We start from the raw sequence: 24,018 nt of genomic DNA on the forward strand, positions 1-24,018 counted from the left end.
TGTGCCATCACCGCGGCCACAAATCGGTCCGGCTTAACCATGCGTTATGCATCACAGGGGGGCATCATGGATCGTCGAGCTCTAAAAATTCCTTTCACGACTGAGAATACGCCCGATTGGTCGTGTCCGCGTTGCGATAAGGGTCTACTCCGATTCGTGGAAGGAAAGTTCCACGCCGAGGAACGCAAAGGCTCAAAAGAAGCGAGGAGCCACGAGGCGTGGGACCCGGACTGGATCGAGTACGTGTACTCCGGCATTCTGCAATGCGGCAATGGCAACTGTGGCGAGTTCGTTGCTAACTCTGGCACCGGTGGTGTTGATATCGATGTAGAGATTGACGAGTCCGGTGAGCCGGAACAAACCTGGGCAGACTTTTTCCGTCCGAAGTATTTTGAGCCGCCATTGCGTCTTATAGATATTCCCAAAGAATGCCCTGATTCCGTCTCTTCACCGCTGCAGGAGTCATTTCGCTTGTTCTTCAGCAGCCCCGCTGCTGCATCCAACAACGTTCGTGTTGCTCTGGAAGCTTTGTTGACAGAGTTGGGTGTGAAGCGTTTCAACACTCGTTCCGGAAGGAGGATATTTCTCAACTTACATTCTCGCATCAGCCTCCTTCCACCTAAACACTCGGATCTTGGAGAGCTGTTGCTTGCCATTAAATGGCTCGGGAATGCTGGAAGTCATGCAGACAGCATTGTTACGATCGATGATGTGATGGACGCATATGAGCTAATAGATCACGTGCTGCAGGAGCTCTACATGCAGAAGGCCAAGAAAGCTAAGGCCCTTGCGAAGATGATCAACAAGAAGAAGGGGCCTAAAGGGTGACGCATAACAATTCGCGCAAGCTGACACCGCTTAGCTATATGGCTTAAATCAAGCGTTACTTTCCTAGACACACATCGGATTACAACGGATGCAGGCTACACATCTTGATGCTTGGCTAGTCGTTGCGGATAATGGGGTCAGATTAAATTAGACACTTGCTACTAAGTCGCTTTTTGGGGCTTGACATGCCATTCAATGAGTAGCAATCTCTAAGTCAAGGAGCGTAGAAACTCCTCAGACAGCGGTACCCACCTCCGACAAACCGGTGGTTTTTTTGTGCCAGATGCTCAGGTGCAATCCGATGCGATGCCTGCGTCGGGAGGGCGGCTAATACAACACCCTTCGGGGAAATACGCCCGCCGTCTGTCTGCGGTTTCTAACCTCCCGACATCCCATCGCCGGTCGGCGGCGGGTTTCTGGCCGTCAAGGAGGGCTTCGCCATGCATCCACCGTCATCCCGTCCCGCTCCCGCGCGCAAGCGTGCCACGCGCAAGGCAACCTGCTGCCCGAATTGGACCATCGTCGATTCCGAGCTCATTCCCATGCTGACGCCCGAACAGATCGCCGCGGCCGACGCCGCCGATCTCGCCCGCCAGCAACGCGCGCCGCGCCGCACGCGCCCGCCGCAGCACTGCACCGTCGGCTGCGGCCATGCCGCCAACGGCAAGCGCATGCCCGCGTTGCGCCTGGCCGGCCGCTGGATGGAGGAACTGGGCTTCGCCATCGGCAAGAAGCTGCACGTGCGCGTGCGCGACGGCGAACTGGTGGTAAGCCTGACCACCGAGGATTGAATCGGTCCGCTTCCTGCAACCGACTTGCCTGAATACTATCGAAGGTGCCTTCACCTTGATCCTGGCCGACCTACCGATGACGAATGGGACGATCCGCTCATCCACCCGATCAGACACCGCCTTTGAACCCCTTGGCCCATCGAGGTTTGTACTGCATGAAAACAGCAACCAGGATACTCGTCCTCTGCCTTGCCCTTCTTGTGAACGGGCAAGCATTGGCATATGAAAGCACCGCTCAGGTCATCAAAGGTCAAGCGCCCAAGGGAATTACCAATGCGTTCTATGGATGCATTGAAAAAGCAGAATCAGACAACATCGCGCTTGCCACATGCCAATCTGCGGAGAAAAAGAGACAAGATGCGCGATTGAATGCTGCGTACAAGTCGCTCCTCAGCAAGCTGCGTGACACGTCCAAGGACAACCTGGTTCACGCCGAGCGCGCCTGGCTCGAGCTCCACGGCACCAGCGAGGCCTTTGAGTCGTCGCTTTATGGCAGCGAAAGCGTGAGCAGCTTTCAAGTCATGCAGAACGAAATTTTCCGCCTCTGCGAACGTGCCAACACGCTCGAAGGATATCTGTCTGTCGCAGACGATCGGTAGCCACACCAAGCCACAGGGTCAGAGTGCACTTTCTATCCGTCCGAAACCCTAAACAGTGCACTCTGACCCTGGTTCTTGATTCAAAAGATGCTTGCCGCATCCACTATCTTCGAGGGTTGAAATGCCAAGGTTCTACTCCAATGAATTCCCTCGGTTTTCGCATGACAAAGTGACTCTAGAGCCCAAAGAGCTACCTGGCCTTGAGCTTCCCGCATCGACGCTGGGCGAATTTTTGGCAGGCATAGAAGCTGCATCGGGAATCCGTATTGTTCCACACGATCCGCCGAAGTACTTCCGCTATTACCCCAAGGGCTCCGCGGATTTCTATCTAGTAGATGTGCACGTAGACCGTGGCGGCCTTGAGATCTGCCCCAAACAGGATCTCAGCTTCCTGCTTGAAGATGGAGACGCGGTAGAGGCAGGCTTGTTGGCTTGCTAGCGTTAAACAAGTATCAGGCCAGGATGTGAGCATTTCAGATCTTCAAATATTTTCGGAAATTTCTGACGAACTTGTGCTTCCTTTAGCGCAGGCATTGGCAAAGGATGGGGTCAGAGTGCACTCCTAGTTGCAAACGAGCTACGGCGCAGCGGCCTTGACGTCATACACGACCACGCGCTGCCACAGGTGCTCGCAATCGGCGACGAACTGCTTGTGAATGGGATGGACCTGATAAGCGTTCTGTCCGGCGACATCGTCAAAGAACAGGAGTTCCGAGACGCTGTAGCTGCCATCGACGACGCCGCGCTGCTCGGTATCGGCCGGCACGCCGATGTGGATGCCTCGCACGGTGTCGATGCCGGCCAACGTGCGCAAACCGGCGAGCAGCTTGGCAAGATCCTCCTTGGAATTCGGATGCTTCAGCCAGAAGAACACGTGGTGCACGACCGGCGGGAACAATGCGTTGTCGGCGGGCATGGACGTAGCCGCGCGGGAGCCGGTGGCAACCACGCCGGCAGCCAAAGCGGTGGCGGCAACGATGAGATCTCGGCGCGTGCGATCGGTCATGATCCAGGCCCTTCCGTTCATGGTCTGCGAGACTGAGAGTATAGGACGGTATCGTCGTCACCGACCGGCTAGCACCCAGGCATATCGTTGATTGACGGGTGTCAGCGACTCGGCGAGGATCGTCCTATGCCGTGGGGAAGCGGCCAGTCTTCGCTGCGCAACTGCACAAGTCGGAAGTGCCTCACCACGCCTGGACCAGCTAGAGACACTCATGGAAAACCCGTATCAAGCCCCGCGGCACAACGGCACCGATCAGGCGCGAACGGCACGCGGCAAGCTGCACGATGTCGTCTGCGTGCTCATTGCGTTGTTCTGCATCCTGCAGTTCGTCGGCGTGTGGACCCTGGTGCTCCGTTCGTGAAGGACCATGGGCTTGATGAAATGCCCTTGCTTCTCCTGGCACAGAAGACGGCGTTGCCGTTCACCTTGGCGCTGGGCGGTGTGTTTCTGGTCTTCGGGCGCAGGCTCGCGGCGATCTTCTTCGCCGCCTACCTGGTCCAGTACGCGGTTGCGTTCGGCGCCAACGGCAAGTTCAACGTGTTGACAGTCGCACTGGCGATGGCATTCCTGGCGTACGCACTTTGGCTGTGGAAAGTGGGACTTCTGCGCGGCTGGCCTGGCAAATAGGCAAGCCGCACCCGCTGTCCGGCCGCTGGTTGGAAGAACTGGACTTCGCCATCGGCCAGACGCTGCACGTGCGCGTACGCGATGACGAGCTGGTGGATGAGCGTGGCCAAAGAGGACTGAAGCGGACACTGCGCACCGCTGCAATTCGCTTGGCGGCTCGCGTGTCTCCCGTTTTCGTCCAGCCAGTTGATGGAAGCGCGAGGAGTAGGTGCCAAACGTGCAATTGCGACGCATTCTCATGTAAGATCCCGCTCCGAAACACACATCGGGGCTGGGCGCGACGCCCGCCCATGCCGGGCTTCGCCCCAGGGGACGTCACTTGTTGATTCAGCACTCGACTCGCGCGTGGATGCCGCAGCGCACCGCGCTCTCGCTGGGCCTGCTGCTCGCGGCGTTCGGCGCGCAGGCGCAGGAGGCCGGGCAGGCGGATCCCGACACGGCGGCGCAGGCCACCGACCAGCGCGATCACCCCGCGGACGCAGACGTCCGGCAACTGGATGCGTTGCTGGTACACGGCGAACGTCCCAGCCTGCAACTCGACCAGACCGCGGTCGCCGGCGCATTGGGCGCGAAGCGGCTGCTCGACACGCCGTTCTCGGTGACGGTGGTCGGCCAGGACGAGATCGCCAAGCGCCAGGCCACCACGCTGGGGCAGGTCTTCATCAACGATCCGGCGGTATTCGCCGCCGAACCGTCGGCCAGCACCAACTGGTGGGGTACGCAGATCCGCGGCATCGGGGTGCAGAACCATTACGTCGATGGCGTGCCGATGCTGATGGAGTGGGGCGGGCAGTTCCCGCTGGAGGCCGTGGAGTCGGTGCAGGCGCTGAAGGGCCTGGGCGGCTTCATGTACGGGTTCGGTTCGCCGGGCGGCATCATCAGCTACCGGACCAAGCGCCCCACCGATGCGCCGCTGCTGGCGACCACGGTGGGCTATCGCAACGACAGCGTGTTTTCCGCGCGGGTCGATGCGGGCGGGCGGCTGGACGGCCCGCAGTCCCTGGGTTACCGGCTCAATGCCGCGGTCGAGAACGGCGATGCCTACAACGGCGCCGGCATCGACCGGAAGATGGTGTCCCTGGCGGTCGACCACCCGATCGGCGAGCGGCTGACCTGGCACGCGGAACTCGTCCACGAAGACAACACGCTCAAGCACGAGCCGCTGTACTTCTATTGGGACGCCTACCAGGGCGAGCGCCTTCCGGACCCCACCTATGCGTACCAGAATTTCAGGGTGGGCAACTCGTCGTACACCTCCCGCACGCTGCACGCCACGACCGGCCTGAAATGGCGCATCAACGACGCGTGGGATGCAGACCTGACGGTGGGGAAGAGCCGCAGGGAGCACGAATCGGACAAGATGTTCGCCAACCTGCTGAACGACGCCGGCGACTATGCGGGGTACGTGTACGACTTCGCGGCCGTGCTGCGCAGCAGCGTCGTCCAGCTCGTCGTCACCGGCAACGTCGCGACCGGCCCCGTCGAGCACGAGCTGGTGTTCGGCGCGTCCCAGCAGCGCACCTGGGACCAGTGGAGCAACGCGTTCTATTACAGCCACGATTTCGACGGGAACCTGTACCAGCGCCAGCGCTTCCTGTCGGCGCATACGCCGGACTACCGTCTGGCGCCGGTCAGCTCGGACCTGCGGCAGAAGGCGCTGTTCGTCAGTGACACGCTGCACTTCGGCGAACGGTGGCAAGCCATCCTCGGCGCGCGCCACGTGGACTACGAACAGCGCGACCTGGACGGCGACCCGGACGTGGACAGCCGCTACACCACCTCCGTGGTGACGCCGACGGTGGCGCTGATCTACAAGCCGGTCGATGCGCTGTCGCTCTACGGCAGCTATGTGGAGTCGTTGGAGCCGGGCACACGGGTCGGCACCGATGCCACGCCCGCGTACGCCAACGCCGGCGAGATCCTCGATCCGACCACCAGCAAGCAGTACGAAGTCGGCGCCAAGTACCAGACGGGGAAGATCGGCCTGACCGCCGCGGCGTTCCGGGTGGAACGTGCGGCGCAGATCGATCAGCTGCGCGACGGCCTGCGCTATCTGACCCAGGACGGCATGACCCTGTACCGGGGGCTGGAACTCAGCGGCAGCCTGGCCGTCACCAACCGCCTCGACCTGGGCCTGGGCGGCCTGTGGCTGGACGCGAGCCTGGAGGATCTTTCCCCGGGCAACGCGGCACTGCAGGGCAATCGTCCTGCCGGCTCCTCGCGCCGCCAGCTGCTGGCCAACGCCGAGTACCGACCCGCCGCCGTGAACGGCCTGAGCCTGCATGGCAACGTCCGCTATTCCGGCGATGCCTACTACGAAGACCAGAACCGCATCCTGATCCCCGGCCACACCGTGGCGAACGCTGGCTTCCAGTACGCCATGACGCTCGCCGGGCGTGCCGCGGTGGTGACCGGGAACATCAACAACCTGTTCAACCGCAAGTATTGGAACCTCAACACCATGGGCGAGGAAATCAACGGCTCATTGGATCTGCGTATCGAGTGGTGAGCGTGAGTTTGGAACATGGGGCAGGAGCGCACTTTTCTCTGTGCCCGGCGCCTTGAAGCTGCGCTCCGATTCCAGTTCCTACACACTGCGTTGGCAAAGGCCAGGTACGCCCAGGCCTTGGGCTGATTGACGGCAGTCAACGGCTCGGCGACGATCGTTGTACGCCGCGTCGAGGCGGTCCACCAGTGGTTCGTCCCCATGCCCCGATACCTCGCTTGTCTGCTGCCTTTGCTGCTCGCGGCAACGACTAACGCGGATGCCCAGTGCCTGCCCGGCCAGCCATCGGTGGTCCGGCTCACCGGCGTACTCGAGCGGGTCACGTTCGCAGGCCCGCCCAACTACGAAAGCATCCAGGACGGCGACGAGGCCGAGACCTACTTCGTCCTGCGGCTGCCGGCGCAGGTATGCGTACGCGATGCCGACCAAGGCGTGGTCTCCGCGGACCGCCTGCAACTGCTGCTGGAGCCGGGGCAGTACGCGCTGTTCCGCCCCCGGCTCGGCACACGCATCACGCTGCCGGGCGAACTGTGGCCGGCCGAAAGCGGGCACCACCACACACCGCTGATGTTCACGCCGGTACCGGACAAGGCGGGTGCCAACGATGCGCCCACCCCGGCGCCACCTCGGGGCGCGGGTTGACGCGGAGATAGGCCCAGATGAGCAACGCCGCCTCAAGGAAGAGCGACTTGAACTTCGCCGTGTTCCTGATGGGAGAAAACGTCCTCGTCGCCGGATGTCCGGAGCTCCAGGGCTTCTTCATCACCAAGAGGATCGAAGCATCCGGTGAGGAGGCAGCGGCTGCACAGGCCGTCTCGGCAATCGAGGTCGGCCCCCGGTGGGGCCTGGCGGCTTCCGTGGCGCCCACCATTACCGTCAAGGTCGTTCACCAGCTTGACGCGTCGATCCGTATGAAAGACAGGGACTATCTGTTCTTTCCCATGGAGGACGCATGAGCGGGTGGTGCGTCTGCGGCCGCGGTCCTAAGAATGCATTCGCGCCGCCGCCGCTTCGCCCCGCGACGTCGCTCAGGCGCTAAGCGCATGGGAACGACCGAACGTCGACGCACGTCGCGCAGTGCCGTCATCGCAGTCGCGGTCCTGGTAATGGTCGTCGCAACCATCCTTCGCCCGACATGGCCGCAAGACGTGTGGTTCGCCGCCACAACCAAAGAGGTACCGTTCGCGTTCGCATCCCTCGGCGTGTGCGAGGAGCGAGACCCCTATCAACCGGATACGATGGCGCTCAGCAGCGACAGGCGCTCCATTCAGGTCTTTGCCTCGCTCAACTGTGCAGATACACCCGGCCACCCGAGCGTCAGCCAACGGGCGAACACGCTCTTTCTCCGGACCAGGCCGGTCCCTATCGACCCCGACGCAGGCCTCGCTGCGTCGTGCTATTGCAGCAACAAGATCACGTTCGCACTGAGATCGCCAGTTCGACCCGGCCAACAGGTGATTTTCCTCAGTGGCAACTCCGAGGAGGCCAGGCTGATTGTTCCCAAGTAGCCCGTTGGTCTACAGTCGATGCCATCCATACCAGCCAAGAACGCGCGGACGCAACGTGCAACGTGCAAATGCATCGGAATGGCCCGTTGGGCGGCCATCCGACTTTTCCATTCAAGCCACGCCGCTTCGCGGGGGCAGGATTCAGACACCAGGCATCGGAATGGCGTCATTCGAGTTCGAAGCAAGAAGCGTAGTGGTGGATCACCCTGACGGCGAGTGCCATCTGGCCGGTTTCGCTGACCGCGCGTTCGATTCCACAACCTATCTCCTGCTCCAGCGTGCGTTGGCGTTCGACGAGCGGGATGTGGTCCTTGGCATGGATACCTATCACGTCGAGTGGTGCGGCCAGGAGACTTCAGGCTATGGCGGTATCTCGCAGTTCCTGCTGCGGCCCGGTCATGCGCAGATTGCGTTTGCTCCAAACGCGCCAGCGGCACTGGCCGGCATAGAGCTTCTCACCATATCCTTCCGGTTGACGTCTTCGGAGCACCTGGCGTTGCGGGAAGCCCTTGGCCACATCTTCGAGGGCAGCGGCTGCCTCGTGGTGGCCGACTCCTGACATGCACTCTCACCGAACCGCTTCGCGGGTGGGGCCGGTTCAACGGTTGGCGGCCATGGAGGCCTCGATGCGATTTGTCTTTGCCACTGCACTGTTCTTCGCCGCATCCTCGGCCTCGGCCAGCAGCACCATGTGCATGTTCTACGCGCCGCCCGGCGCGCCCGTGCCCGATCTGGAGTTCCTGGGGTACGACCAGCTTGGCGGGATGCTGGTTCCCGGCAACGGCGGACCCCGCAGTCTGCCTGCGGGCTCGTACAAGGTCGCGAAACTGGATCAGCACGCTCCGCGTATCGATCTCGTCTACACCAATCCAGATGACCCCACGCTCCCACCGAGCTTCACGCTCAAGGGCTCAGCTGCGAACACGGTGCTGACCGTGCGCGGCAAGACATACCGGGGCAAGCTGGAATGCGGTCAATGGTGACGTCGCGGACGCGGACTACTCGTCCAGCCTGGCGCGGCAGAAGTGGTGTCAGAGTACAATTTTCTCTGGCTACTCGAAGAGCGTCCAGAGTGGCGACGCACCCAATCTGGCCGTTGGGGATCTCGGCCACATGGAGTGCTGGGATGACATGATGCAAATCGCACGGCTCATCTTGGTCACGCTCATCTGCTGGAGCCTTGTATGGTTCCTGTGCCGAGAGATCTATTCTGGCGTCAGGTCCGGAGAGATTGCTCATTCTCCGTATCGTCGGCGCTGTCGACGGAACAGTAATCCCATCGGCTTTTGGCTGCTTGTACTATTGTTCGCTTGCTTCGCCTCAATAGCGATATATGCGTGGTGGTGCGCGATCATTCAGTCGCTCTAGAGAGTATTGCGCCAACGCATTCTATCGGTCTTCCCAGGCCCCCTTAGCGGCCAGTTCTATCCAACCGCTAGGCGGCCAACACTCCAGCAGGATCGCGATCCATGCACGGTTCCATTCTCGCTGTTGCCGTTATTGCCTTCATGCTGATGGCCGCGCCAGTCGTCGCACAAAACACGCCTCATCCGGCCATATCCCCAGAGTTCCGCGATGTCCGCTTGCCACCTCCACTGGACCGTGTACTTCGCGACTATGAGCGCGCATGGCGCGCAGGGGATGCGGCAGCGCTCGCCTCGCTCTTTGCAGACGACGGATTCGTGCTGCAAAGCAATCGTCTGCCCATCCGCGGTCGTCCGGCCATCCGGGCGGCCTATGCTAACCAAGGGGGCGGTTCATTGAGGCTACGTGCGTTCGCGTTTCATGCCGGAGACACGAGCGGCTACATCATCGGCGCGTACGGATATGGAAATTCTCCCAACGACACAGGAAAATTCACCCTAACTTTGCATCGTGATGCGCCCGACGGGCCGTGGTTGATCTTTTCCGACATGGACAGTTCAAATACGGCGCCGAAGCAGCAGAGCGCACCATCCGTCTCTTCCCCGGTACCATCCGAGGCGTGACAAGCTTCCAACCCGCCGCTGCATACGGCACGGCATGATCCACGGATAAGGACGCGCACATGATCCCGCTCCTCCTCTTGCTTCACTCCGCGGCACAACACCCTCCCGCGCCGCCTGTGCAGCCTCAGGCGTTCTGCGCCAGGACCTCCCGTGAGCACTTGCCGGCACCCGTAGACGTGTCGTACACGGTCATCGGCAAGGAACCGCGGAGCGGCAGGTTGTATGCGGGTTCGTTGTCCGCGCGGTTCTTGCAGGGGCGCTACGTCTTGGTGCGCGAGGCCGATGGTGCCGCTGTCCCAGGCGAGGCCTGGGCGGTGCTGTGCGGACCGGACAAGGTACCGCTGCTGGAGGTCCGCTACGAGACGAAGCCGGTTGCCACGCATTTCTACTGCACCATGAGCGTCAACTACGACAACTACTCGCTGGCCAGCTGCGGACCGACCTCCAATGCCTCTCAATCCGCCGTCGGGCTGGAGGCGTGGTATCCCGCGCCTTCAGGCGCGCCATGAGCTCCGAGCCACTGCGGTTGCCCGGATGGCCATGAGGCGGTCCGTCTTGTTGTGGCCCAAAGTGACACTGTAGTGTCACTCCATGCGTACCGAACTCGTCACCACTCTCAAGCGCCAGGCGACCGACTGAGAGCGGCAGCCGCCCGCCGGAGTTGGGCCGTTCCCGCCACCGTCAGATCGTCGAGCCGCCCTGCCGCGTCTTCTACCGGTTCGATGGACACAAGGTGTTCGTCCTGCACGTCATGCGTTCGGAGCGCGTGCTACGCAAGGCGTGCCTTGCCTCCGCTGCCGGCAAGAAAAGGTGATTGCCGGCGAACTGCTCGGCTAAGCGCTCCTCGCGCGGTACACCAGTGCCGTCTGCCTGGCAGGGTTGGATGCGGCGGTGGCGTTTCATCCGCTCCATTACACAGCAGATGTGCGGGAAAACATGGGTGAGCGATCCACGTAGCGATGGCCGTTGGTGCCGTATGGCACCACGGTGGTGTCGGCGTTCGTGGCATCATCCGCCCCGGCGCCGCGTCGGCGGCGTCGCCCGATCTACATGACCTAAGGAGAGTTCATGCGTCTCATCGCCGTCGCCATCTTGGCCCTTTTGCCCGCACTTGCCGCTGCGCAGCCGAAGGCGGATCAGATCACACGGGTACGCAGCGACGATGCGGAGATGAACCAGGCGATCGCGCAGGCGCAGGCGTCCCTGGATGACTTCCTCGCCCTGGCGCGCAATCCGCCCAGCGGCGCCGACACCTTCAAGCTCAAGGTGAAGTTTTCCGACGCGCACGGGGCCGAACACATGTGGGTCATCCCGTTCCAGCAGAACGGGAAGGGGTTCAGTGGCGTGCTGGCGAACGAGCCGCAGACCGTGCGCAACGTGCAGTCGGGGCAGACGGTGCGCTTCGCGCGCGCGGGCATCAGCGACTGGGGCTATCAACGCGACGGCAAGCAATATGGCAGCTTCACCGTCTGCGTGATGCTCAAGCACATGTCGCCAGAGCAGGCCGCGGCGTACCGGTCGTACGGCTTCCAGTGCGACGGACACCGCCCAGGCAACCTGAAGCCGGTACGCGGCACGCGTTGATCCGGCCGCTGCGCATTGGTCTGCAGATATACCAGGGCAACGCTGACGCGATCCGGGCGTCGTTCCACTGGTCCGACAATCACGGCGGCCAGTTCCTGATCTGATCGTCGGCACAGGCAATCGGCTCACGGGATCGTGCGTTGGATGCACAATCCGGGTGACGTTCCCCATCGTTCGCCTTCCGGAGCCGCCGCAATGAACGCTCGTTCCCGATGGATCATCGCGCTGGGCTGCCTGGCGTTCCCGTTCGCCGCGAACGCGACATTCTCGGTCGTGGCGTGCGCGCCGGACGGAACGTGCGGCGCCGCAGTGGCCACCAACAACCTGGCGGTCGGCGCGAGCGTCATCCATGCCAAGGCCGGCGTGGGGGCATTGGCGACCCAGTACGAAACCAATCCGACCTATGGCCCGCGCGGGCTTGAGCGGCTTGCCGCCGGCTCGGCACCTGCGGACGTGATGTCCGACCTGCTGGCGAACGACGGGAATTTCGACGGAACCACGACTGCCGCGCGCCAGGTCGGCATCGTGAGCGCCGCTGGTGAGTCGGCGACCTACACGGGCGAGGAAGCGGCAGCTTCGGCCTGGGCGGGCGCCCGCCATGGAAAGGGATACGCGGTCCAGGGCAACGGCTTGGCATCGGCGCGCGTGTTGGCGGCGATGGAGACGGCATTCCTGTCGTGCCGCGCGACGTTGGCCAACTGCCTGATGTCGGCGCTGGAAGCGGGCGAGCAGGCGGGCGGCCAGACCACCGGCAGGCTGTCCGCCGCGTTGCTGGTGCGAACGCCGGGCGGCGGATGGGAAGACATCGACCTGCGTGTCGATGCCTCGGCATCCCCGGTGCCGGATCTGCGCCGGCTGCTGGACCGTTACTACGCGCACCAGGCGATGATCAAGGCCGAGCGCCTGGCCGGTCGGGGCAAGATCGCCGAGGCCAAGCTGGCGCTCGCCGAGGCGCTGCATCTGAGCTGGCACTGGGACCGCATCTGGCGCCGCGCCGCCCGGCTCTCGATGCGGCTCGGTGCGCTGGACGATGCCCTCGCCCAACTCGGTGTGTTCGCATCCGAGAATCCGGTCTGGGCGAGGATCGAACTGCAGGACCCGATCTACCGGCCGCTGCGCGACAACGCGCTGTTCAAAGCCTGGGCTGGCGAGCCGGGCGCTGACGCTGGCGCGAAACCGAAGTAAGGGTGGCTGCCGATGCAGGCGCGCCGAGCGTAGCGGCGGTTGGCGGCATCAGGCACTTGCCGGCGTTGGCGACACTGGAGGCTTCTGCTAGTGGAACACGGACACCTGGCGCAGTAGCCGGGTCGATCTGTGCGTCGTATGTGGCGGTGCTGGTGCGCGATGGGCGTTGATCTCCACCATCCGCTGGGACTGGGCTGACACGGGCTGGGGCTGCCTATCGGCCAGTCGAGCGGCGCTATCCGCATGCGCGATTGACGGCATGCGCCGGCTCGGAGACGATCGTGCATGCCGCAGTCGGCGGCCCGCCAGGTCTTGCGTCATGGACGACTACACCAGCCCCGTGGCGCTGCTGCTGAGCCTGCAGCGTGGCCTGCTCGGCGAGGTGCATCCGCAACTGCGCCAGGCCTCGATCGAGGCCGACCGTGCGCATCGCGTGGTCCGCCTGCGCTTCGAGTACGACGGCCCGCCGGGGGAAGTGCCGCGCGACAGTTGCTCGTGCGCCGCCACCGAGGTGATCGCCGATTTCCCGGACGGCTGGGACCTGGACGAAGTGCACGTGTCTGTGCCCGCGCCCGCGCCGCTGTGCGGGCTGCAGCACGTGGCCTACCGCCGCGCCGAGCCTGCGGATTGACGGGCATCCGCGCCGTGTCAGGCTTGGCGGCAGGGGTGCTGCCAGGCGTGGTCGAATCACATGGGAGAAAACGTATGCGAAACGCTTTCATCGCGGTGGGCATGGTGGTCGCGCTTGCCGCGTGTCAATCCGTCGCACCCGTCTCGGCACCGCGCGCCGCTGTCGTGCATGGGGATGGTTCTTCTCCGGAGCGGACGGTCGATCTGTCCAGCGCGCACAGCGAAGGCGCCGGCATGCGGGCACAGAAAGAATGGCTCGATCGGCACTATCCCGGCGCGCGGGTGACCGGGCAGGCGCTCCTGTTCGGGCCGCCGGTCATGGATGAGATCACGCTGTCGTTGCCGTCCGGCGAGGAGCGGAAGATCTACTTCGACATCTCGTCGTACTTCGGAAAATGGTGACTGGGCGCGGACGGGCGCCGCCGTACGCACGCTGATCGGCGCGATTCCCGGGCTGCCGGTTCGCGCGCTCCTTGCCACAGCGCTGGCGGCTCATCCATAGCGTGGCCGCCGGCCGCGATCGATCGCCTCGCGAGCGCGGTGCCTGAAGCGCCGGTGGCACTGTCGTCGCGCTGGTCGTAATCTTGTCCCGACGCGCCGCATCCGGTGTGCCGGACCCGGCGCATCGCCTCTGGCCAAACCCGCGCACTGGACGTACGCCGCCATGACAACCGACGATGTATGCCGCACCGCCAGGCACACCTTCGTGCAACTGCGTAGCCGGATCGACGAGGATGCCACCCTCATGTTGACGATCGAGGGCATGATCGCGGTCGAGCGGGAGCATTTCCCGGACGAGGCGACGTACGTGGCCGCGACGCACATCGAAGCGTGCCCGGCGTGCCAGGGCTGGGTCGGCAGCTGGCTGGACGCGCAGTTCCCGGAGCGCGTGGCCCATCGCGAACGCCCGCAGAAATACTGCTGCAGCCACATGTTCCATGCGGTGGTGAGCCCCGACGCCGAGGTCCGGTTTTCGTTCGAGATGTTCCGCGGCGAAGATCCGAGCTGGTGCATCAATGGCGACTATTCGTTCGCGCGGTTCTGCCCGTGGTGCGGCCACGACCTGCCGAACCAGGCGTTCGAGCCGGAGCGCAGCGCATGAACGCGCCCCGGCCCGTCCACGCGCTGACCGTGATCTATGCCAGGAACATGGAGCGGGTGGCCGAGTTCTACCGGCGCACGCTGTCGCTGGAACTGGTGGAGCAGGGCGATTGCTTCGTGGTGGTGGGCAATGCGCACTACGAGATCGCGGTGGTCCATGCGGCCGGCGAGCGCGCGCGGGGTCCAGAGTCCGGCTCGCACCATCTGCGGGCCGAGACGCCAATCAAGGGCTCGTTCCTGGTCGAGAGCCTGGAACGCGCATGTTCCGCCGCCGAAGCGGCCGGCGGCGCCTTCAAGCCCATCGACTTGGCGTGGCGGTGGCGCGATCAACTCCACTTGGACGGCCACGATCCGGAAGGCAATGTCGTGCAGCTGCGCGCGAGCGCTGTCTGAGGAGGCCGGCGATGAACCCGCTCCCGTGCAGACCCTGGCGCGCGGCTGGTGCGGCTGCCGGCGGTGAAGTCGTCCGCCGGCTCGACGAGGAAGTGGCGATGCCGCGACACGTGGTCCGACCGCCACTCGCCGCATGACGCAATCCTCCGCCTATGCCCTTGCAGGCAGCGCCGTCTTCTTCGCGCTGGGGTACGGAATGATCCATGTCACATGGATCAATCCTCGATCCCGCTTGCGGCCCTTGTGCTGCGCGCGCTGGAAGCTGTTCGGTCGAGCGGCATCGAACTTCGGTGCCTTGGCGCAATCGCTGCCCCTGTTGTCGCTCGGCCTTGTCTCCCTGCTCACCGCGCTGCACTCGCCCTTCGTCAAGGCGGCCTTGGTCCTCGTTGGGGTCAGTTTCCTGGCGACCGGGATCGCGCGGCTGGCAGACCTGCGTGACGATGAGATCTGATCTGTCGCGCAGGCCAAGTCCGCTGCTGTCGAGTCTGCAGCGTACGGCTTGCTGTCGGTGCTGGCGTCGCGCCGCAGCACGTCTTCTACCGATGTGCGTAGCGTGGCGCTTTGATGGACATCGATCACGCAAGATTCGCTTCAGGCGTTAGGAGTTCAAGCCGCCCATGCCATCCGCAACGTTCTGCACCGAGATCGATCCCTCCTCATTGATTGGAATCACGGTGGACGCCTATGCCCAGCACGATGGGTACTGGCACTTCTTCGTCGCGCTTCGCGACATCGGAGGCGACCCTCTTGTCTTCACCACGGTAGAGATGCTTGCCGGTCCGCGATTTGATGTCTTCCCAATCGCCATGGCGCGTGAGGCGACGAGCGAGCATGTTTGGCGTGCTTTGCCGCATGCCATCGTCATTCAAAATGCCACCGCGCTCCGGCGTAATGAGTGGGCGGTACGCGGCGCAGTGCACGCAACATTGGGCGAGGACCCATGGACGCACCATGCCGGACGAGGCCCGGCCTCCCTTGATGCAATCGTGAGCGCTAGGGTTCTGGCGGGCGTTCTGATCGAGGGCCTGCATGGCGAAAAGATGGTCATCGCCTCCTCGGATTCCGCCCCTTTTAACGTGGAGATCTTTCTCCCGGGCCAGGCGGCAGAGCAGGCGCTCGAACGCTTTGAAGTTCCGTAGCGCGCTTGATCGTCTTTCATGCTGGGATTGCCGATTCAAAACGGAGCGGATGGCGTGACAAGTGCGCGCAAGCCTGGACAGGTTACAAACCGCTGCGCCGAAGTCGAAGATGCCGCGCGACGTGAGTATGTCGATGGGCTGCGCCGGCACGGTCGCATCTGCACTTTCCGCTGAACCCTCTTCGCCCGCGGCCCGGTTTCGCAAAAATGGGGTCATTCAAATGTTTATACCGCTGTTGAGCTGCCTGTCCGTCGCATTGTTCGGCGCCATCATCGCCAACGACTGGCTGCTGGCCAGGAAGATCCGCAGTGCGATAGCGCCGCAACGGCTGCGGTCGCCGGATCTCGACGGCTACAGGTTCGGCGGCTCGCCGCTCGGGATCGCGGTCAACCTGTTCCGCCTGCGGAAGATCCCCGCGACCCATGATCTGTCGGATCCCGAGCACATCGCGATCCGGCGTCACTATCGTGGCCAGCGGGTGCTGGTTGCAGCGCTGATGGCTTCGGTTGCCGGCCTGTTGCTTCTCCAGATCGCCCGTTAGCGCTGTCCTGTGCCGTTCGCGATGGACCGGTAGTGTCCGCATCTGCAGTACCACCGCCATCAAGCTTGGGTATGCTCGCGCGGTCTTTCCTGCCGACGTGTAGCCCGATGCCGATCCGCGTGTTGTCGCTGTTCTCGTTGCTGTTGCTGGGCGCCGTACCGGGCGCGCAGGCGGCGCAAAAGCATTGCCTGCCCTATGGGCCGATCAAGGTGACCTTGTCCGGCACCTTGGAGCGGGCGCGGGCTGCGCCCCATGACCATGCCAGTGCCGCACCAGGCGACGGCGCGGCGACGCGCGAGGAGGTGCTGGTGCTGCCGGCGCGGCTGTGCGTGGCGCCTTCGGCCGATGGCCGGATGGCGGGCCATGACGAGGTGCGTCGCCTGCGCCTGGCGCTGAGCGCCGACCAGGCGGCGCACCTGGGCGAGGAGGGGGCGGGCCAGATCGTGCGGGTCACCGGCATGTTGTCGCAGGTCGCGGCCGGCGAGGGGGAACCTGCGTTGCGGTTGACGGTGGTTGGCGTCGATAGCGACTGAGTCGGCCACACTGGGCCGAGGACACGCCATCGGCGGAGGCATCCGAACAACTCCATCTCTCCGTGCGATGCCGAGGTTGGGGACTGCTTGAAGCCGCTCCTGCAGCATCACTAGAGCACGTCACTATCCGCATCCGAATCGGATCCGCACGTGCGCCGCGCGCCATCGGCCGCTCCGCCTGCCCGACGACGCGTGCCCGCACCGCACGTCACTTTGGCTTCGATGCCCGCGCATCCACCACGCCAGGAATCGGCGTGGCGTTGGGGAACGCCGGGCGCAGCAGGTCCACGCCTTCCTGCGGCTTCGCCAGTCCAGTGAGATCCTTGCGGTCGGCACGCAGTTCGGCCGCGCTGTGCGTGGCGATCTTGTCGCGGCGCGCCTGCAGCGACGGTTGCAGTTCGCCGTCGCGGTTGAACGACCAGGCCAGCATCGCCTCGCCGGTCGGCATCGCGTCGCCGGGAGCGGCGCCGTCGCGCGTATGCCAGGTGTGCCAGGTCTTGCCGTAGCTGTTCATCTTGGTCCGCATCAGTTCCTTTTCCGCGGCCAGCGGCAAGCCGGGCGCGGACAGCTGCCCGGACAGGATCTCGCCATTGTGCGGATGCCAGTAGCCGCGCTCCTCGGGCGGCAGGCGCTGGAACAGGGTCTCGGAGATGATGTACTCGACGCCGGTCAGGTTGGCCTGCGCGCTGTCGCCGTCGAACAGGGCGCACTGCGCGAAATCCTGGTTGACCTGGCGGCAGAAGTGGTGCGCTTCCATCTGCTGGTGCGGGTGGTCCTTCATCGGGTGGAAGCCGACCAGGTGGATGTCGAGCTTGGCCAGCGGGCCGTTGCCCTGCAGCGCCTTGGCGCCGGCTTCGAGCATGTCGGTCTTGGCGGTCTCTTCGGCGCCCGGCGGGTGCGTGGCCGGTTCGGTATTGTCGCGCGAGCAGGCGGCGAGGGCGAGCAGCAGTGGGGCCAGCAAGGTGGTGCGCATGCGGTGTCTCCAGCGGGACGGCACGATCGCTCCGAGCATCGGCCTGCGCGGGTGAAACGTCCGTCGCCGTCGTGTCGTCGCCAGGTCGCGAGCGGGTCGAGGCCGCACGAACACACGTGTGCGGCGGCGATGGCCAACGGGACTGCGCCGAGCGTCGAGCACCCGTCCGCATTGCAACCGGGATGCAATACACATGACATATCGTGCCGCGCTACGCCATATCATGGCGCGCCGTCGCGGGCTGCTGCGCAAGCCGAACGGAATCGTCATCCAGCGCCCAAAGGAATCCTCATGCTGTTGCACCCTCATCTCTCCGCGAGCCGTCCGGCCGCGCGTTCCTCGCGCCTGTCCGGCACCCCGGTCCGCCATCGCCTGGCGCAGGCCTGCGCTGGGCTGCTGCTGGCGTCGATCGCCAGCGCGGCCGTGGCGCAGGATGCGGCGCCGTCGCTGGCCGGTACCGCACCGCAGGCCGCGCGCGGCGCGGCGGCGGGCGATGCGGCGACCTCGCTGGATACCATCACTGTCACCGCCGAGCACCGCGAGCAGAACTTGCAGGAAGTGCCGGTGTCGGTCGGCGTGGTGCAGGGCGATGCGATGCGCAACTACACCGCCGGCGGCGACGATACGCTGCTGGCGCTGTCCGGCCGGGTGCCCAGCTTCTATGCCGAGACCACCACCGGGCGCATCTTCCCGCGCTTCTACATCCGCGGCCTGGGCAACATCGATTTCTATCTCGGCGCTTCGCAGCCGGTGTCGATCATCCAGGACGACGTGGTGCTGGAGCACGTGGTGCTGAAGTCCAATCCGGTCTATGACCTGGACCAGGTGGAAGTGCTGCGCGGTCCGCAGGGGTCGCTGTTCGGCCGCAACACCACCGCCGGCATCGTCAAGTTCGACAGCATCAAGCCCAGCGAGGACTACAGCGGCCGGCTCAGCGCCAGCTACGGCAGCTATGGCACCACCTCGCTCGACGGCGGCTTCGGCGGGCCGGTCAACGACGTGCTGTCGTTCCGCGTGTCGGCGCTGTACCAGCACCGCGACGACTGGGTGGACAACACCTACAGCGGCCCCAGCGCCGACGGCACGGTCACCCCGAAGAAGGACGCGATGGGCGGCTACAACGACCGCAACGCGCGCCTGCAGCTGCTGCTCAAGCCGAGCGAGAACTTCTCGCTGCTGGCTTCGGCGCACACCCGCGACTACGACGGCACCTCCACGCTGTTTCTCCGCAATGCGATCACCAAGGGTTCGGACAAGGTCGACGTGCCGCGCGATCAGGTCGCCTACGACGAGGCGCACGACAATCCGCAGGCGTACAAGACCCACGGCGGCTCGGTCAAGGCGGTGTACGACTTCGGCGGCGTGTCGCTGACCTCGATCAGCGCTTACGAGACCACCTCCGGCTACAGCCGCGGCGATACCGACGGCGGCGCGGCGGCGAACTATCCGGTCAACGGTGTGGCCAACGGCTTCGGCCAGTCGATGGGCCAGGTGCGCGATCTGGACCAGTACACCCAGGAGCTGCGCCTGGCCAGCGAAGGCGATGCGGCGCTGCAGTGGCAGGCCGGCGCGTTCTACTTCGACGGCAAGGACACCACCGATTTCTACCAGCGCGCGTACTTCCTGCAGACCGCCGCGCGCAACCCGAACAACTGGGTGCGCCTGCGCAACAGCAACACCTCGTGGGCCGGTTTCGGCCAGCTGACCTACAAGGCCACCGACGCGCTGACCCTGACCGCCGGCGTGCGCCAGACCCGCGACAGCAAGGAAACCCGGCTGCTCAAGACCGCCGACACCGCCGCCGGCGTAGTCACCTACCGCGGCCGCACCGACGTGCGCATGGCCGACACCCAGCCGAGCTGGGACTTCAGCGCGATGTACGCGATCGACGACAACGTCAGCGTGTACGCCAAGGTCGCCCGCGGCTTCCGCGGCCCGACCATCCAGGGCCGCTCGGCGGTGTTCAACTCCGACTTCACCACCGCCGATTCGGAGACGATCCTGTCGTGGGAAGCGGGCATCAAGAGCAGCCTGTTCGACAACCGGCTGCGCCTGAACGTCACCGGCTTCACCTACACCGTCGACGACATCCAGCTCAACGGCAACGACTCTAACGGCAACGGCGTGCTGTTCAATGCCGACAAGGCCAAGGCCTACGGCCTGGAAGCGGACCTGGACTGGCGCCCGATCCCGAACCTGTCGCTGAGCGCCGGCCTGAGCCTGCTGCACAGCGAGATCCAGGACAAGCGCGTGTATGCGCAGGTGTGCGCGTTGAACGGCGTGGTGGTGTGCACGGTGAACGATCCGACGATCAAGGTCGGCGCCAACACCTTCGCCCAGATCGACGGCGACCCGCTGCCGAACGCGCCGACCTACAACGTGAACCTGGCCGCGCGCTACGACATCCCGGTGTCCGACGGCGGCACGTTCTTCGTCGCCACCGACTGGAACAAGCAGGGCAAGACCAACTTCGTGCTGTACGACACGGCGGAGTTCAAGTCCAAGGGCAATTTCGAGGGCGGGCTGAAGCTGGGCTACAGCGGCGACTACGGCGCGTGGGAAGTGGCGGCGTTCGCGCGCAACATCACCAACGAGAAGAACCTCAAGGGCGTGATCGAGAACTACATGGCGGCGGTGTACAACGAGCCGCGCATCGTCGGCGTATCGGTCGACGTGCATTGGCATTGATGCGCAAAAGGCCGGTATTCCTGTAACGCGGCGCCGGCTGGCCTCGGGTGGCCAGCGCCGCGATGGCACAGCCTGCCGGTTGGCGGGTTGTGCCGTCTCACCAGCCTCTGTAGGAGCGGCTTCAGCCGCGACAGGATCTATCGGTAACGCCTGTCGCGGCTGAAGCCGCTCCTTGTATCTGGACATGGCGCCCCTGAAGGCGTTATGTCTTCCGACTGATCATCGGGGGAGGTGCGGGAAGTCCAGTCGCTCCTGAAGCTTCGAGCTTGTGCTGTAGATCGGCTCCCGCCCTCCATCTGCTGGCCCTGTGGTGTCCGCACGGTATCCAGAGTCCGCCGCTGGCGTGAACTCGCATCCACAAGGCAGGACCGGGCGCAGCGATGATCGTGATCACCCATCCGATGGAGGAGTCCTTATGTCCCCAGTCGTCGGCATTGACGTCGCCAAGCGCAGTTTCGATCTGGCCATCGACCTGGCCAACGGCAAGTACCGCACCAAGGCCAAGCTTCCCAACGATCCGAAGGGCTTCCAGGCCCTGCACGCGTGGCTGCAGACGCACGCGCAGGCGGACAGCTGGATCGTGATGGAAGCCACCGGCACCTACCACGAGGCGCTAGCCGAGTTCGTGCATGGGTTGGGCTACCGCGTGTGCGTACTCAACCCAGCGCAGATGGCGCTGTATGCACGCAGCCAGCTGACCCGGGTCAAGACCGACCGCAGCGATGCCAAGCTGATCGCCAGCTACGGCCAGCGCCATGCGGCGCAGCTGCGGCCCTGGCAGCCCGACCCGCCGGCGCTCAAGCAGCTCAAGGCGCTGGTGCGGCGCCGGGACGACCTGCTGCAAATGCTGCAGATGGAGCGCAACCGCCTGGACGTGGCCGCGCCGGTGGTGCGCGACTCGCTCCTGGAGAACATCGGCCAGTTGCAGGCGCGCATCGCGCAGATTGAACGGGCCATCGACGACCAGATCGACCAGGACCCGACCTTGCGCGGGCAGCGCGACCTGCTGGTGAGCATCGATGGGATCGCCGACACCAGCGCGGCGTTGATGCTGGCCGAACTTGGCAATGTGGAGCGCTTCGCCCACGCCTCGGCGGTGACCGCCTTTGCCGGGCTCAACCCCCGGCTGCAGGAGTCCGGCAAGCGCCAGGGCCAGGTCTGCATCTCCCGCACCGGCTCCCCGCGGCTGCGCGCGGGCCTGTACATGCCGGCCCTGGTCGCCATGACCCACAATCCGGTCGTCCGTGCGCTGAAGCAGCGCCTGCGCGAACGCGGCAAAGCCGGCAAGCAAATCGTCTGCGCCGCCATGCGCAAGTTGCTGCATCTTGCCTACGGCGTCCTCAAATCAAACACGCCCTTCGATCCTCAAAAGGCCATTGCCTGTTAGACGGGAAGACGGTATCTACAAAGGGCTCGCGGCGAACATGCCGAGTGCACTGTAGGAGGGACTTCAGTTCCGACACTTTCGCGCCGCTGCACAGTGGCCGGCTTCGCTCGTCGCGGCTGAAGCCGCTCCTACAGGAGGCGCGCGGACAACCCGCTGGGTGCACTGTGGGAGGGACTTCAGTCCCGACGCTTCAGCAACGCCGCGCACGGAGCGGCGCCGTCGGGGCGCCTCAAGGCTTGGCCGGCTCCTGCGGCTTCGGCGCGGTTTCCTGGGTGATGTCCTCGACATCGCCGATATCCACGCGGCCGGGCGTGCGGCCATCCCAGACCCGGTCCTGCAGCTTCCAGTACGCCGCCGGTTCCCAGAATTCCTTGGCGTAGAACACTTCCGGATCGATGCTGCCGCCGCGCGGGCCGTTGATCTGCACGCCGGAGGCGCCGGAGTAGCCGAGCATGCTGCCGGTGCTGCGTTTGGCTTCGCGGCGCAGCACTGCTTCCTGGCGCGGCTTGGCCACAGCATCGCCATACGTGGCCAGCATCTTCTTGTCCTGCTTGATCGCGCGCTGCCGCTCTTCGGGCGTCAGCTGCTCCCAATACTCCATCTTGCGCGTCTTGAACGCGTCGTAGCCGCGCTCGGAGGCCAGTGCCATCCACAGGAACCCCATCGCGCGATCTTGCGCTCCGCCCTGGCCTTCCCAGTACATCTCGCCCAGCCGCGCCTGCGACGGCTTGTCGGCATAGCGCGCGGCGAGCTGGTAGTTCTTCTTGGCCTCGGCGAACTCGCCCTTCTTGTCGGCGCGGATCCCGGCGCGACGGTAGAACAGGTCCAAGTGCGCCTCGAGGAAGCCGTCGGTCATCACCTGCGCCGGAATGTCCTCGAACGTACGCGCATTGTCGGCGGCGGCGGCGGCCGTGCCGGGCAGCGCCAGCAGAACCGCCATGGCCAGGGCGGTGCAACCGCCGACGGCATATCCCTTGAACTGATGCATAGAACTCTTCCCATGAGTGCGATCGCCGCCGATTCTAGACGTGCGCAGCGGCGGCGATCCATAGACTGATGGCCTATGCGGCCCGTGCCCCGCATGCGTCGTCAATCGCCGTTCATGATCGGCGCATCCGCGCCTGCAGTCGCGCCGAAGCCGCGGAGGTAAGCACCAAGTCAGTGCATCGCTCGCGGCGGTTGTCGCCTACGCATGCGGCCAACGCGCGCAACCGGGGGCGATCGTCCTACCGGCCGACGCCCTGACGCGCTATCTCGAGCGCAGAAGGCTAAATCGGCAACGCGATCTGCAGCGGATCGATGCGGCCTTCGCCGCGCATGATCTTCTTGAACTCGGCGCGGCTCACCGACACGTAGCGCTCGTTGCCGCCGATCTCCACCTGCGGACCGTCCTGTACGGCATGGCCGTCGGCATCCACACGCACGGTCATCGTCGCCTTGCTGCCGGTGTGGCAGATGGTCTTGATCTCCTGCAGCTCGTCGGCCCAGGCCAGCAGGTACTGGCTGCCCTCGAACAGCTCGCCGCGGAAATCGGTGCGCAGGCCGTAGCACAGCACCGGGATGCGCAGCCGGTCGACCACCTCGCTGAGCTGCCAGACCTGCGCGCGGCTGAGGAACTGCGCCTCGTCCACCAGCACGCAATGCAGCGCGCCGTCGCGCGCGATGTCGTCCTGCAGCAGCGCCAGCAGGTCGGTGTCCGGCACGAAGGTGTTGCCATCGGCGCGCAGGCCGATGCGCGAGGCGACCACGCCGCTGCCGTCGCGGTGGTCCAGGCGCGGGGTCAGGATCGCGGTGCGCATGCCGCGCTCGCGATAGTTGTGCGCCGACTGCAGCAGCGTCGTGGTCTTGCCGGCGTTCATCGCCGAATAGTAGAAATACAGTTTCGCCATGCTGCGATTCTAGCGCGGCGGCCGGCCCCGCCGCAGGCCGGCCGCGGCCGGTAAAACCCGTTCAGCGCCGGCGCGCCCGCACCGGCATCGCCGCCCGCCGGCGCCCGTTACAATGCGCGGCC

General features: G+C 64.7%; 30 protein-coding genes. 26 read left to right on the forward strand and 4 right to left on the reverse strand.

Annotated elements, in window-relative coordinates; genetic code table 11:
• Window positions 1-156 precede the first annotated feature (156 nt).
• The 4 genes from NUG20_RS00285 to NUG20_RS00300 all read left to right on the forward strand — a co-directional run bounded on the left by NUG20_RS00285 (window position 157) and on the right by NUG20_RS00300 (window position 2,657).
• Complete coding sequence (locus tag NUG20_RS00285) at window positions 157-828, forward strand: DUF4145 domain-containing protein (RefSeq protein ID WP_263396500.1); 672 nt, start codon at window positions 157-159, stop codon at window positions 826-828.
• Window positions 829-1,370: 542 nt separating this feature from the next.
• Window positions 1,371-1,619, forward strand: coding sequence for a SymE family type I addiction module toxin (locus NUG20_RS00290; protein ID WP_317852731.1), 249 nt, complete (start codon window positions 1,371-1,373; stop codon window positions 1,617-1,619).
• Window positions 1,620-1,774: 155 nt separating this feature from the next.
• Window positions 1,775-2,218 carry a lysozyme inhibitor LprI family protein gene (locus NUG20_RS00295; RefSeq protein ID WP_263396502.1) on the forward strand — a complete coding sequence of 148 codons (444 nt, stop codon included), beginning with the start codon at window positions 1,775-1,777 and terminating at the stop codon, window positions 2,216-2,218.
• Between the two features lie 121 nt (window positions 2,219-2,339).
• Window positions 2,340-2,657, forward strand: coding sequence for a hypothetical protein (locus NUG20_RS00300; RefSeq protein ID WP_263396503.1), 318 nt, complete (start codon window positions 2,340-2,342; stop codon window positions 2,655-2,657).
• A gap of 138 nt (window positions 2,658-2,795) precedes the next feature.
• Here the strand turns inward: NUG20_RS00300 and NUG20_RS00305 are convergent, their stop codons facing one another.
• Window positions 2,796-3,224 carry a Dabb family protein gene (locus tag NUG20_RS00305; RefSeq protein ID WP_263396504.1) on the reverse strand — a complete coding sequence of 143 codons (429 nt, stop codon included), beginning with the start codon at window positions 3,222-3,224 and terminating at the stop codon, window positions 2,796-2,798.
• Window positions 3,225-3,435: 211 nt separating this feature from the next.
• Here NUG20_RS00305 and NUG20_RS00310 point away from each other — a divergent pair, with 211 nt between their 5' ends.
• The 20 genes from NUG20_RS00310 to NUG20_RS00405 all read left to right on the forward strand — a co-directional run bounded on the left by NUG20_RS00310 (window position 3,436) and on the right by NUG20_RS00405 (window position 16,959).
• Window positions 3,436-3,585, forward strand: coding sequence for a hypothetical protein (locus NUG20_RS00310; protein WP_263396505.1), 150 nt, complete (start codon window positions 3,436-3,438; stop codon window positions 3,583-3,585).
• Window positions 3,582-3,851 (forward strand): hypothetical protein, encoded by a 270-nt coding sequence (locus NUG20_RS00315; RefSeq protein ID WP_263396506.1) that lies wholly within the window; start codon window positions 3,582-3,584, stop codon window positions 3,849-3,851. The genes NUG20_RS00310 and NUG20_RS00315 overlap by 4 nt, the downstream gene beginning before the upstream one ends.
• A 349-nt stretch (window positions 3,852-4,200) precedes the next feature.
• Window positions 4,201-6,360 (forward strand): TonB-dependent siderophore receptor, encoded by a 2,160-nt coding sequence (locus NUG20_RS00320; RefSeq protein ID WP_263396507.1) that lies wholly within the window; start codon window positions 4,201-4,203, stop codon window positions 6,358-6,360.
• Between the two features lie 198 nt (window positions 6,361-6,558).
• Window positions 6,559-6,999, forward strand: coding sequence for a DUF4431 domain-containing protein (locus NUG20_RS00325; protein WP_263396508.1), 441 nt, complete (start codon window positions 6,559-6,561; stop codon window positions 6,997-6,999).
• A 17-nt stretch (window positions 7,000-7,016) separates the two neighbouring features.
• Window positions 7,017-7,313 (forward strand): hypothetical protein, encoded by a 297-nt coding sequence (locus NUG20_RS00330; RefSeq protein ID WP_263396509.1) that lies wholly within the window; start codon window positions 7,017-7,019, stop codon window positions 7,311-7,313.
• Window positions 7,314-7,400: 87 nt separating this feature from the next.
• The gene (locus tag NUG20_RS00335; RefSeq protein WP_263396510.1) at window positions 7,401-7,865 is read left to right on the forward strand and encodes a hypothetical protein; all 465 of its coding nucleotides are present in this window, start codon (window positions 7,401-7,403) and stop codon (window positions 7,863-7,865) included.
• 160 nt (window positions 7,866-8,025) lie between these two features.
• On the forward strand, window positions 8,026-8,424 hold the full coding sequence (locus NUG20_RS00340) for an Imm10 family immunity protein (RefSeq protein ID WP_263396511.1): 399 nt from the start codon (window positions 8,026-8,028) through the stop codon (window positions 8,422-8,424).
• Between the two features lie 67 nt (window positions 8,425-8,491).
• Entirely contained in the window at window positions 8,492-8,848 is a 357-nt protein-coding gene (locus NUG20_RS00345; RefSeq protein ID WP_263396512.1) for a hypothetical protein, read from the forward strand.
• Between the two features lie 486 nt (window positions 8,849-9,334).
• Window positions 9,335-9,853, forward strand: coding sequence for a YybH family protein (locus tag NUG20_RS00350; RefSeq protein WP_263396513.1), 519 nt, complete (start codon window positions 9,335-9,337; stop codon window positions 9,851-9,853).
• A gap of 59 nt (window positions 9,854-9,912) precedes the next feature.
• Complete coding sequence (locus NUG20_RS00355; RefSeq protein WP_263396514.1) at window positions 9,913-10,362, forward strand: hypothetical protein; 450 nt, start codon at window positions 9,913-9,915, stop codon at window positions 10,360-10,362.
• 559 nt (window positions 10,363-10,921) lie between these two features.
• Complete coding sequence (locus NUG20_RS00360) at window positions 10,922-11,437, forward strand: YegJ family protein (RefSeq protein ID WP_263396515.1); 516 nt, start codon at window positions 10,922-10,924, stop codon at window positions 11,435-11,437.
• 195 nt (window positions 11,438-11,632) lie between these two features.
• Window positions 11,633-12,622, forward strand: a complete 990-nt coding sequence (locus NUG20_RS00365) for a DUF1028 domain-containing protein (RefSeq protein ID WP_263396516.1) — start codon at window positions 11,633-11,635, stop codon at window positions 12,620-12,622.
• A gap of 319 nt (window positions 12,623-12,941) precedes the next feature.
• The gene (locus NUG20_RS00370; RefSeq protein WP_263396517.1) at window positions 12,942-13,253 is read left to right on the forward strand and encodes a MafI2 family immunity protein; all 312 of its coding nucleotides are present in this window, start codon (window positions 12,942-12,944) and stop codon (window positions 13,251-13,253) included.
• A 74-nt stretch (window positions 13,254-13,327) separates the two neighbouring features.
• The gene (locus NUG20_RS00375; protein ID WP_263396518.1) at window positions 13,328-13,654 is read left to right on the forward strand and encodes a hypothetical protein; all 327 of its coding nucleotides are present in this window, start codon (window positions 13,328-13,330) and stop codon (window positions 13,652-13,654) included.
• A 262-nt stretch (window positions 13,655-13,916) separates the two neighbouring features.
• Window positions 13,917-14,354, forward strand: coding sequence for a hypothetical protein (locus NUG20_RS00380; RefSeq protein WP_263396519.1), 438 nt, complete (start codon window positions 13,917-13,919; stop codon window positions 14,352-14,354).
• Window positions 14,351-14,746: a VOC family protein gene (locus tag NUG20_RS00385; protein WP_263396520.1), complete on the forward strand. Its 396-nt coding sequence runs from the start codon at window positions 14,351-14,353 to the stop codon at window positions 14,744-14,746. Before NUG20_RS00380 ends, NUG20_RS00385 begins: the two co-directional genes overlap by 4 nt.
• Window positions 14,747-14,879: 133 nt before the next feature.
• On the forward strand, window positions 14,880-15,197 hold the full coding sequence (locus NUG20_RS00390; RefSeq protein ID WP_263396521.1) for a hypothetical protein: 318 nt from the start codon (window positions 14,880-14,882) through the stop codon (window positions 15,195-15,197).
• 166 nt (window positions 15,198-15,363) lie between these two features.
• Complete coding sequence (locus NUG20_RS00395; protein ID WP_263396522.1) at window positions 15,364-15,885, forward strand: hypothetical protein; 522 nt, start codon at window positions 15,364-15,366, stop codon at window positions 15,883-15,885.
• 109 nt (window positions 15,886-15,994) lie between these two features.
• The gene (locus tag NUG20_RS00400) at window positions 15,995-16,426 is read left to right on the forward strand and encodes a hypothetical protein (protein ID WP_263396523.1); all 432 of its coding nucleotides are present in this window, start codon (window positions 15,995-15,997) and stop codon (window positions 16,424-16,426) included.
• Window positions 16,427-16,533: 107 nt separating this feature from the next.
• On the forward strand, window positions 16,534-16,959 hold the full coding sequence (locus tag NUG20_RS00405) for a hypothetical protein (RefSeq protein ID WP_263396524.1): 426 nt from the start codon (window positions 16,534-16,536) through the stop codon (window positions 16,957-16,959).
• Between the two features lie 208 nt (window positions 16,960-17,167).
• Here the strand turns inward: NUG20_RS00405 and NUG20_RS00410 are convergent, their stop codons facing one another.
• Window positions 17,168-17,932 (reverse strand): OBAP family protein, encoded by a 765-nt coding sequence (locus NUG20_RS00410; RefSeq protein WP_263396525.1) that lies wholly within the window; start codon window positions 17,930-17,932, stop codon window positions 17,168-17,170.
• Between the two features lie 291 nt (window positions 17,933-18,223).
• On the opposite strand from NUG20_RS00410, the gene NUG20_RS00415 reads away from it, so the two are divergent.
• Window positions 18,224-20,620, forward strand: a complete 2,397-nt coding sequence (locus NUG20_RS00415; protein ID WP_263396526.1) for a TonB-dependent receptor — start codon at window positions 18,224-18,226, stop codon at window positions 20,618-20,620.
• A 415-nt stretch (window positions 20,621-21,035) separates the two neighbouring features.
• Window positions 21,036-22,007, forward strand: a complete 972-nt coding sequence (locus NUG20_RS00420) for an IS110 family transposase (RefSeq protein ID WP_263396421.1) — start codon at window positions 21,036-21,038, stop codon at window positions 22,005-22,007.
• A 229-nt stretch (window positions 22,008-22,236) separates the two neighbouring features.
• On the opposite strand, the gene NUG20_RS00425 is transcribed toward NUG20_RS00420, so the two are convergent.
• Both NUG20_RS00425 and NUG20_RS00430 read right to left on the reverse strand, forming a co-directional pair.
• Window positions 22,237-22,995, reverse strand: coding sequence for an SEL1-like repeat protein (locus NUG20_RS00425; RefSeq protein WP_263396527.1), 759 nt, complete (start codon window positions 22,993-22,995; stop codon window positions 22,237-22,239).
• Between the two features lie 280 nt (window positions 22,996-23,275).
• Entirely contained in the window at window positions 23,276-23,896 is a 621-nt protein-coding gene (locus NUG20_RS00430) for a thymidine kinase (protein WP_263396528.1), read from the reverse strand.
• Window positions 23,897-24,018: the final 122 nt, after the last annotated feature.

Source organism: Xanthomonas sp. CFBP 8443, from assembly GCF_025666195.1.
Classification (GTDB): domain Bacteria; phylum Pseudomonadota; class Gammaproteobacteria; order Xanthomonadales; family Xanthomonadaceae; genus Xanthomonas_A.